The organism is Actinomadura montaniterrae, from assembly GCF_008923365.1.
GTDB lineage: Bacteria > Actinomycetota > Actinomycetes > Streptosporangiales > Streptosporangiaceae > Spirillospora > Spirillospora montaniterrae.
The window spans coordinates 1-7,616 of the sequence record NZ_WBMR01000338.1 but is presented as its reverse complement, the minus strand read 5'-3'; the positions used below and the strand labels follow the sequence as shown (position 1 = coordinate 7,616).

The 7,616-nt window shown below is 75.6% G+C and carries 6 protein-coding genes; 5 read left to right on the top strand and 1 reads right to left on the bottom strand.

Going from position 1 to position 7,616, the window contains the following annotated elements; genetic code table 11:
- The 5 genes from F9B16_RS51880 to nhaA form a co-directional block, all read left to right on the top strand.
- Nucleotides 1–1,695 (top strand): alkaline phosphatase family protein (locus F9B16_RS51880; RefSeq protein WP_225992609.1); only part of this gene is annotated, 1,695 nt, incomplete at its 5' end.
- Between the two features lie 31 nt (nt 1,696–1,726).
- The gene (locus F9B16_RS47610) at nt 1,727–3,340 is read left to right on the top strand and encodes a glycosyltransferase family 39 protein (RefSeq protein ID WP_151546875.1); all 1,614 of its coding nucleotides are present in this window, start codon (nt 1,727–1,729) and stop codon (nt 3,338–3,340) included.
- A gap of 81 nt (nt 3,341–3,421) precedes the next feature.
- Nucleotides 3,422–4,051, top strand: a complete 630-nt coding sequence (locus F9B16_RS47605) for a CBS domain-containing protein (RefSeq protein ID WP_225992608.1) — start codon at nt 3,422–3,424, stop codon at nt 4,049–4,051.
- A 27-nt stretch (nt 4,052–4,078) separates the two neighbouring features.
- Nucleotides 4,079–4,675 (top strand): Rv1733c family protein, encoded by a 597-nt coding sequence (locus tag F9B16_RS47600; protein WP_151546874.1) that lies wholly within the window; start codon nt 4,079–4,081, stop codon nt 4,673–4,675.
- Between the two features lie 10 nt (nt 4,676–4,685).
- Nucleotides 4,686–6,581, top strand: a complete 1,896-nt coding sequence (gene nhaA, locus F9B16_RS47595; protein ID WP_151546873.1) for a Na+/H+ antiporter NhaA — start codon at nt 4,686–4,688, stop codon at nt 6,579–6,581.
- Between the two features lie 8 nt (nt 6,582–6,589).
- On the opposite strand, the gene F9B16_RS47590 is transcribed toward nhaA, so the two are convergent.
- Nucleotides 6,590–7,616, bottom strand: a 1,027-nt coding sequence (locus tag F9B16_RS47590; protein ID WP_225992607.1) for a YncE family protein, incomplete at its 5' end; no start/stop codon positions are given.

Genomic DNA, 7,616 nt, shown 5'->3' with positions numbered 1-7,616 from the left:
GACGCGCCCGACGCGGGCGGCGCGGCAGGGGCGGGCGGCGCGCCGCCGAAGGGGCGGGTGCGGCGCGTCGCGGGATGGGCGGCGACGGCGCTGGCGTGCCTGCTCGTGCTGTTCGCCCTCGACGCGCCGGACCAGCTCGGCCGGCTGTCGGCCGGCCAGTTCGTCCGGATTCCGGTGGAGGCGCTGGTCGTCGCGGCGCTGGTGCTGGTGCTGCCCGCGCGGGCGCGGCGGTGGGTCGCGGCCCCGGTGGGGGCGGTCCTCGGGGTCCTGGTCATCCTCAAGGTCCTGGACATGGGCTTCGACTCGGTCCTGGTGCGGCCGTTCAACCCGGTGTTCGACTGGAGCTTCCTGCGGCCCGGGTTCGAGTTCATCGACACCTCCGTGGGCCGGCCGGCCGCGATCGGCCTCACCGCGCTCATCGTGCTGCTGGTGGTCGCCGTGCCGGTGCTCATGGCGCTGGCGGTGCTGCGGCTGACCCGGCTCGCCGTCCGGCACCGGGCGTGGACGGGCCGGAGCGTCGCGGTGCTCGGGACGGCGTGGGTCGCGTCCGCCGCGCTCGGCGCGCAGGCCGTGCCCGGCGTGCCGCTGGCGTCGGGCGGCGCCGCCGAGCTCGCCTACGACCACGCCCGGCAGGTCCGGACGAGCCTCAAGGACCGCGGGGTGTTCGCCAAGCAGGCCGCCGTGGACGCCTTCCGGAACACGCCGCCGAGCCAGGTGCTGACGGGCCTGCGCGGCAAGGACGTCGTCCTGGCGTTCGTGGAGAGCTACGGCCGTTCGGCGGTCGAGCACCCGGAGTACGCGCCGCAGGTCGACGCGGTGCTGGACGCGGGCACCCGGCAGCTGAAGGCGGCCGGGTTCGGCGCCCGCAGCGGCTACCTCACCTCCTCGACGGCGGGCGGCGGCAGCTGGCTCGCGCACTCGACGCTGCTGTCCGGGCTGTGGATCGACAACCAGCAGCGGTACCGGACGCTGACGTCGAGCAGCCGGTTCACGCTCACCCGCGCGTTCGGCGAGGCGGGCTGGCGGACGCTCACCGTCCAGCCGGCGATCACGCGGGCGTGGCCGGAGGCGTCGTTCTACGGCTACGACAAGGTCTACGACGACCGGAACCTCGGCTACAAGGGACCCCGGTTCAGCTACGCGACCATGCCCGACCAGTACACGCTGAACACGCTGCAGCGCGACGAGCTGAGCGCCTCGAAGCGGGCGCCGGTGATGGCGGAGCTGGCGCTGGTGTCGAGCCACGCGCCGTGGGCGTCGATCCCGAGCCTGGTCGACTGGAGGACGGTCGGCGACGGGTCGGTGTTCGACGGGATGGGCAAGGGCGAGAACGCGGCGTGGCCGTCGTCGGGGAGAATCCGCGGCGAGTACCGCAAGTCCATCGAGTACACGCTGAACACCCTGGTCTCCTACATGCTGACCTACGGGACGAAGAACACCGTGCTGGTCTTCCTCGGCGACCACCAGCCGGCGCCGACGATCGCCGGGCAGAACGCGAGCCGGGACGTCCCGGTCACGATCGTCGCCCGCGACCCCGCCGTGCTGGACCGGATCTCCGGCTGGGGCTGGCAGGACGGGCTGCGTCCCGCGCGCACCACCCCGGTCTGGCCGATGAGCACGTTCCGCGACCGCTTCCTGACCGCGTTCGGCTCCGCGCCCTCCGCCTCCTCGGCTCCGGCGGCGTCGCACAGGTGACCTCCGGCCCCGATGGTGGGAGGTTGGGGGGATGAGGTCGGTGGCGGTGGCGGCCGCCGTGGTCGCGCTGCTGGCCGCGATGGCGGCGGCGATGGTCACGACCGCCGTGCAGCAGACGCCGACCATCGACGAGCCGGTGTACGTCGGCGCGTCCGTGCTGTACCTGCGCGAGCACGACCTGCGCGACAACCCGGAGCATCCGCCGCTCGGCAAGCTGGTCATCGGGATCGGGACGGAGGCGGCGGGCGTCCGCCTCGACCGGGCCTACAGCGGCCCGGAGGAGGCGGTCGGGCAGCACCTGCTGTACGCCTCGGGCAACGACCCGCGACGCGTGATGCTCGCCGCCCGGCTCCCGATGATCGTGCTGACGCTGCTGTTCGGGCTGGTCGTCTTCGCATTCGCGCGTGACCTCGCGGGCGCGTCGGGCGGGCTGCTGGCGCTGGGCCTGTACGCGTTCTCGCCGGACGTCATCGCGCACGGGTCGCTGGCCACGCTGGACGTGGCGGCGGCCGGGTTCGTCCTGACGGCGGCGTGGCTGCTGTGGCGGGCGCGAGGCCGGCCGCTGCCGTACCTGCCGCTCGCCGGGGCCGCGCTGGGCGCGGCGCTCGCCACCAAGATGAACACGCTCGTCGCCGTGCCGGTCTTCCTGGTGCTCGCGGGCGTGCCGGTCTGGTCGGCGTACCGGCGGCAGGGCGGTGCGAAGGCGGTCCTCCGCGCGACCGCGGCGGCGGCCGGGGTCGCGGCGATCGCGGTCGCGGTGGTGTGGGCGAGTTACCTGGCCGTCGACCCGCGGCTGCGGTGGACGGCGCCGCCGGACCTGCCGTCCGTCGGCGGCCTCCGCGGCCTCGCCGCCGACGCGCTGCCCCTCCCCCGCCCGTACCGGGACGGGATGCGCGTCCAGTTCGGGTTCGAGGACGCGACATGGACCGGGTTCCTGTTCGGCCGCCACTACCAGGGGTCGCTCTGGTACTACCTGCCCGCCGCGCTGCTGGTGAAGACGCCGCTGGGGATGCTCGCGCTGTGGCTCGCGGGCGCGGCGGCCCTGGTCTCGGTGCGGCGCCTGCGCCCGGCCGCGCCGTACGTGCTCCTCCCGGCGGCGGTGCTGCTGGCCGCCGCGATGGCCGGGTCCCGCGACCTGGGCGTCCGGTACGCGATCTTCGTCCCGGTCTTCCTCGCGGTCGCGGCGGGCTGCGCCGTCACGTTCCGGTGGCGGTGGACGCCCGTCGCGGCGACCGCCCTCGCGCTGTTCGTCGCGGTCAGCTCGCTCCGGACGTTCCCCTATTACCTGCCGTACTCGAACGAGGCGTTCGGCGGGCCGTCCAAGACGCACCTGCGCCTGCACGACTCCAACGTGGACTGGGGCCAGGACCTCGGGCGCCTCGCCGACCGGCTCCGCGACCGGTACGCCGGGCAGCGGGTCTGGCTCGCCTACAAGGGCAGCGGCGTCCCGTCCGGCTACGGGATCACCGCGTCCAACCCCCTCTCCGTCCCGCCTGGCGAGGTCAGCGGGATCCTCGCCGTGTCGGACAGCTGGATCGCCAAGGCCGATCCCCGCATACTCGCCCTCATCGGAACGAGCGAGCCGATCGACGAGGTCGGCCACTCCATCACCATCTACCGGCGGCCCGCGTCCGGGGCTCGGTAGGGCGCGGTACGCCGCGTGCCGCGCATGCGGCGGCCGGTGCTGGAGATGTAGACAGGACGAGACGCTGAAGGAGAGGGCGCCATGCTGGTCCGAGAGGCGATGACCTCGCCCGTCGTGACGATCCCGCGGACGGCCACGGTCCGCCAGGCCGTCCGCGTCCTGCACGAGCACGACATCACCGCGCTGCCCGTCGTCGACGGCACCGGCCGGCTCGCCGGGATCGTCAGCGAGATGGACCTGCTGCGCGGCGCGTTCGAGGCCGACCCGCGGGCGTTCTCCCGGCCCGTCGCGACCCCGGCCGGGCCCCCGCCGCGGCACGTCGAGGACGTCATGACGCGGGAGGTGGAGACCGCGCGGCCCACCACCGACGTCGCCGAGCTCGCCGAGACGATGATGCGGACCCGGCACAAGAGCGTCCCGGTGCTGGACGGCGCCGTGCTCGTCGGCATCGTCAGCCGCCGCGACCTGATCGCGCTGCTCGCCCGCGGCGACGCCCGGATCCGCGACGACGTGCTCGCCGCGATCGGCGAGTACGGTCCCGGCGGGCACGCCTGGGAGGTGTCGGTGCGGGACGGGGTCGTGGTGCTGACCGGCCCGGCCGACGAGGCGGCGCGGCGCGTCGCGGACGTGCTGGCCCGGACGGTGCCCGGGGTCACCCGCGTCTCGGTGCGCACCCCCGAACCCGGCGCGGCGCCCGGGGGGACCGGCTGAGACGATGGACCCGTCGGGGAGGGAGCAATGATCGGCCTTCGTGCGCGCCGCGCCCGGGCGGGCCTGCTGCGGCTGCGCCGCCGGCTCGGGTTCGAGCGCAACGCGCTGCGGCGCGGCGTCGACCGGCGGCAGCGCGCGGTCGGGATCGGAGCGGCGGCGGTGTTCGCGGTGGTGGCGCCGCCCGCGTGCGCGGGCGTGGCGTCCATGGCCTACGCGGCCGGGGTGCGGGCGGAGCGCGCGGAGTCGGCCGGCCACCACCGGATCACGGCCCGGGTCGCGGGCATCGAGAAGCAGGACGGCGACGAGCAGCGCTACACCTACGCCCGGCTGGCCTGGACCGCCCCGGACGGCCGGGAGCGCTCGGCGGTGATCGCCGCGGGCCGGACGACGCGGCTCGGAGCCCCGCTGCGGATCTGGGTGGACGAGCGGGGCGAGATGTCCCGCCGGCCGCAGGACCGCACCGGCACCGTCGCGGGCGCCGTCTTCGCGGGCGCGGGCGCGGCCGGCGCCGCCGCGCTGCCGCCCCTGGCGGTCTACCTGCTCGTCCGGCGGCGCTGCGACCGCGACCGCGAGGAGATGTGGGACGCCGCGTGGGCCCGGCTGGACCGCCCGCACATCGGGTGACGATGCCGCGATGACGGAACGCCGCGAGGGGCCGGCCGCCGGGCCGCTGTCGGACCGGACCGCGTGGGCCCGCAGCCTCCAGACACCGCTGCGCGAGTTCCTGCGCACCGAGACGGGCGGCGCGGTCGTGCTGCTCGCCGCGACCATCGCCGCGCTCGTGTGGGCGAACGTCTCCGAATCGTCCTATGAGGGCTTCTGGGGGACGGAGGCGTCGCTGCGCGCCGGCCGGCACGCCCTCTCGATGGACCTGCGGACCTGGATCAACAGCGGGCTGATGACGCTGTTCTTCTTCGTTGTCGGGCTGGAGGCGCGCCGCGAGTTCGACATGGGCGAGCTGCGCGAGCGCCGCCGGCTCGCGCTGCCGCTCGCCGCCGGGATCGGCGGCATGGTCGTCCCGGTGGCGATCTACCTCGCGATCAACGCGGGCGGCCCGGCCCTGCACGGGTGGGGCACCGCGATGTCGACGGACACCGCGTTCGCGCTCGGCGTGCTGACGCTCGTCGGCAAGCGGTTCCCCGGCCGGCTGCACGCCTACCTGCTCACCGTCACCGTGGTCGACGACCTCGTCGCGCTGCTGGTGATCGCGACCGTGTACAGCGAGGACGTCTCGGCCGGGCCGCTGCTGGCCGCGGTCGGCGTCCTCGGCGTGGTGCTGCTGGTCCGCGCGGCGGGCGTGGCCCGGATGCCGGTGTACGCGGTGCTCGGCGCCGCTGCGTGGCTCGCGCTGAACTCCTCCGGTGTCGAACCGATCGTCGTCGGCCTGGCCATGGGCCTGCTGACCTACGCCTATCCGGCGGCGCGCACCGACCTGGAGCGCGCCAGCGAGGTGTTCCGGCTGTTCCGCGAGCAGCCCACGCCGGAGCTCGCCCGGTCGGCGCGGGTCGGCGTCGCCGCGGCGATCTCGCCGAACGAGCGGCTGCAGCAGCTGTACCACCCGTGGACCAGCTATGTGATCGTCCCGCTGTTCGCGCTCGCCAACGCGGGGATCCCGGTCTCCGGCGGGTTCCTCCGGCACGCGTTCACCTCGCCGGTGACGCTGGGCATCGTCGTCGGCTACGTGGTCGGCAAGCCGGTCGGCATCCTCGGGCTGTCCTGGCTGGTGACGGTGGTGAGCCGGGGCCGGCTGCGGCCCCCGGTCGGCTGGGCGGCGGTCGGGGGCGGCGGCGCCATCGCCGGGATCGGCTTCACCGCCGCGCTGCTGATCGCGACGCTGGCGTTCACCGGCGACCGGCTCGCCGAGGCCAAGGTCGGCATCCTGTCGGCGGCGCTGCTGGCGTCGGTGCTGACCTGGCTGGTCGTCCGGGTGACGGCGCTGCTGCCCGCGCGGCCGCGGGTGGTCGCGCTGCTCGGCACCGCGCAGAGCGTGATCGACCTGGCCGCGCCGGTCGACGCGGAGCGCGACCACGTCCGCGGCCCGGAGCGCGCGCCGGTCACCGTGGTCGAGTACGGCGACTTCGAATGCCCGTACTGCGGCCAGGCCGAGCCGGTGATCCGCGAACTGCTCGCCGGGCAGGGCGACGTCCGGTACGTGTGGCGGCACCTGCCGCTCACCGACGTCCACCCGCAGGCGCACCTCGCGGCGCAGGCCGCCGAGGCCGCCGCCGCGCAGGACGCGTTCTGGGAGATGCACGACCTGCTGTTCCGCCACCAGGACGCGCTGCAGGCCAAGGACCTCGTCCGGTACGCGGGCGAGATCGGGCTGGACGTGGCGCGGTTCCGCGACGACATGCGCCGGTCCGCGGGCACGGCCCGGATCGCCGAGGACGTCGACTCCGCCGACCTCAGCGGCGTCTCCGGCACCCCGACGTTCTTCGTCAACGGCCGCCGCCACCACGGCGCCTACGACCTCGAGAGCCTCCAGCACGCCGTCCGCATCGCCCGCAAGCGCGCCGCCATCGGCGCCTGACCCCGGGGTCAGGGGGTGCGGGCGAAGGCGATGTCGAGCGGACGCGCGCCGAGGGTCTCGGCGCGCGAGCCGCCGCGGACCGTCGTGACGACCTCGTCGGCGGAGGTGTCGATGACCGACACCGTGCCCGTCATGCCGTTGCCGACCCAGACCTCCGAGCCGTCCGGCGTCGCCGCGATCGACGCGGGCAGCCGGCCAACCGGCACGTCCGCGAGGTGCCTGCGGCCCGCCGCGTCGTAGACGCCCGCCGAGTCGGAGTTCATGTCCGCGACGTAGACCTTCCGGCCGTCCGGGGTGACCGTGACCGCCCACGGCTCGGCGCCCGCCTTCACCTTGCGGGTCACGGCACGGCGCGCGGCGTCCACCACGTACAGCAGGTCCGCGTCCGGCTGCGTCGCGTACACGCGGGACCCGTCGGCGGAGACGGCGACGCCCTGCGCGTCCGGGATCCCGGGGACCTGGCCGGCGACCTCGCCCTTCGCGGTGTCGACGACGGCGAGGCCGCGCGCCGTCGTGACGTAGGCCTCCTTCCCGTCCGGCGCGAACGCGACCCGGCGGGGCGCCGCGCCGACGTCGATGCGGCGGGTGACGGTGTCGGTGCGGGTGTCGATGACCGCGACCGTGCTGGACCCGCCCGGGCCGGTGTCGCCGCCGGTGACGGCCGCGTACGCCTGCGAACCGTCCGGCGACACGGCGACGTCCTGCGGGTGGGCGCCCACCACGATCGGCGCCGCCCGCAGCGTGGCCGCGTCCACCGCGATCACCTGGTACTGGCCGGTGGCCGCGACGTACACCTTCCGGGCGTCCGGGGTGACGGCGACGCCCTCGGCGGTGTCGGCGCGGATCGCGGTCGAGGTGACGGTGTGCGTGGCGACGTCCACCCGCGCGACCCGGCCGCTGCCGGCCAGCGCGATGTAGGCGATGGAGCCGTCCTGCGCGGCCCGGCCGCGTCCCCACGGGGACGGCACCGGCGGCACGTACGGAACGCTCGGCCGGACCGGCGGGGCCGCCGGCGGCCGCGGCGCCGGCGGGACG

Excerpts from the sequence above, each read along its gene's own strand:
- F9B16_RS47600 (WP_151546874.1), top strand. The coding sequence starts at position 4,079 with ATGATCGGCCTTCGTGCGCGCCGCGCCCGGGCGGGCCTGCTGCGGCTG.
- nhaA (WP_151546873.1), top strand. The coding sequence starts at position 4,686 with ATGACGGAACGCCGCGAGGGGCCGGCCGCCGGGCCGCTGTCGGACCGG.
- F9B16_RS47605 (WP_225992608.1), top strand. The coding sequence starts at position 3,422 with ATGCTGGTCCGAGAGGCGATGACCTCGCCCGTCGTGACGATCCCGCGG.
- F9B16_RS47610 (WP_151546875.1), top strand. The coding sequence starts at position 1,727 with ATGAGGTCGGTGGCGGTGGCGGCCGCCGTGGTCGCGCTGCTGGCCGCG.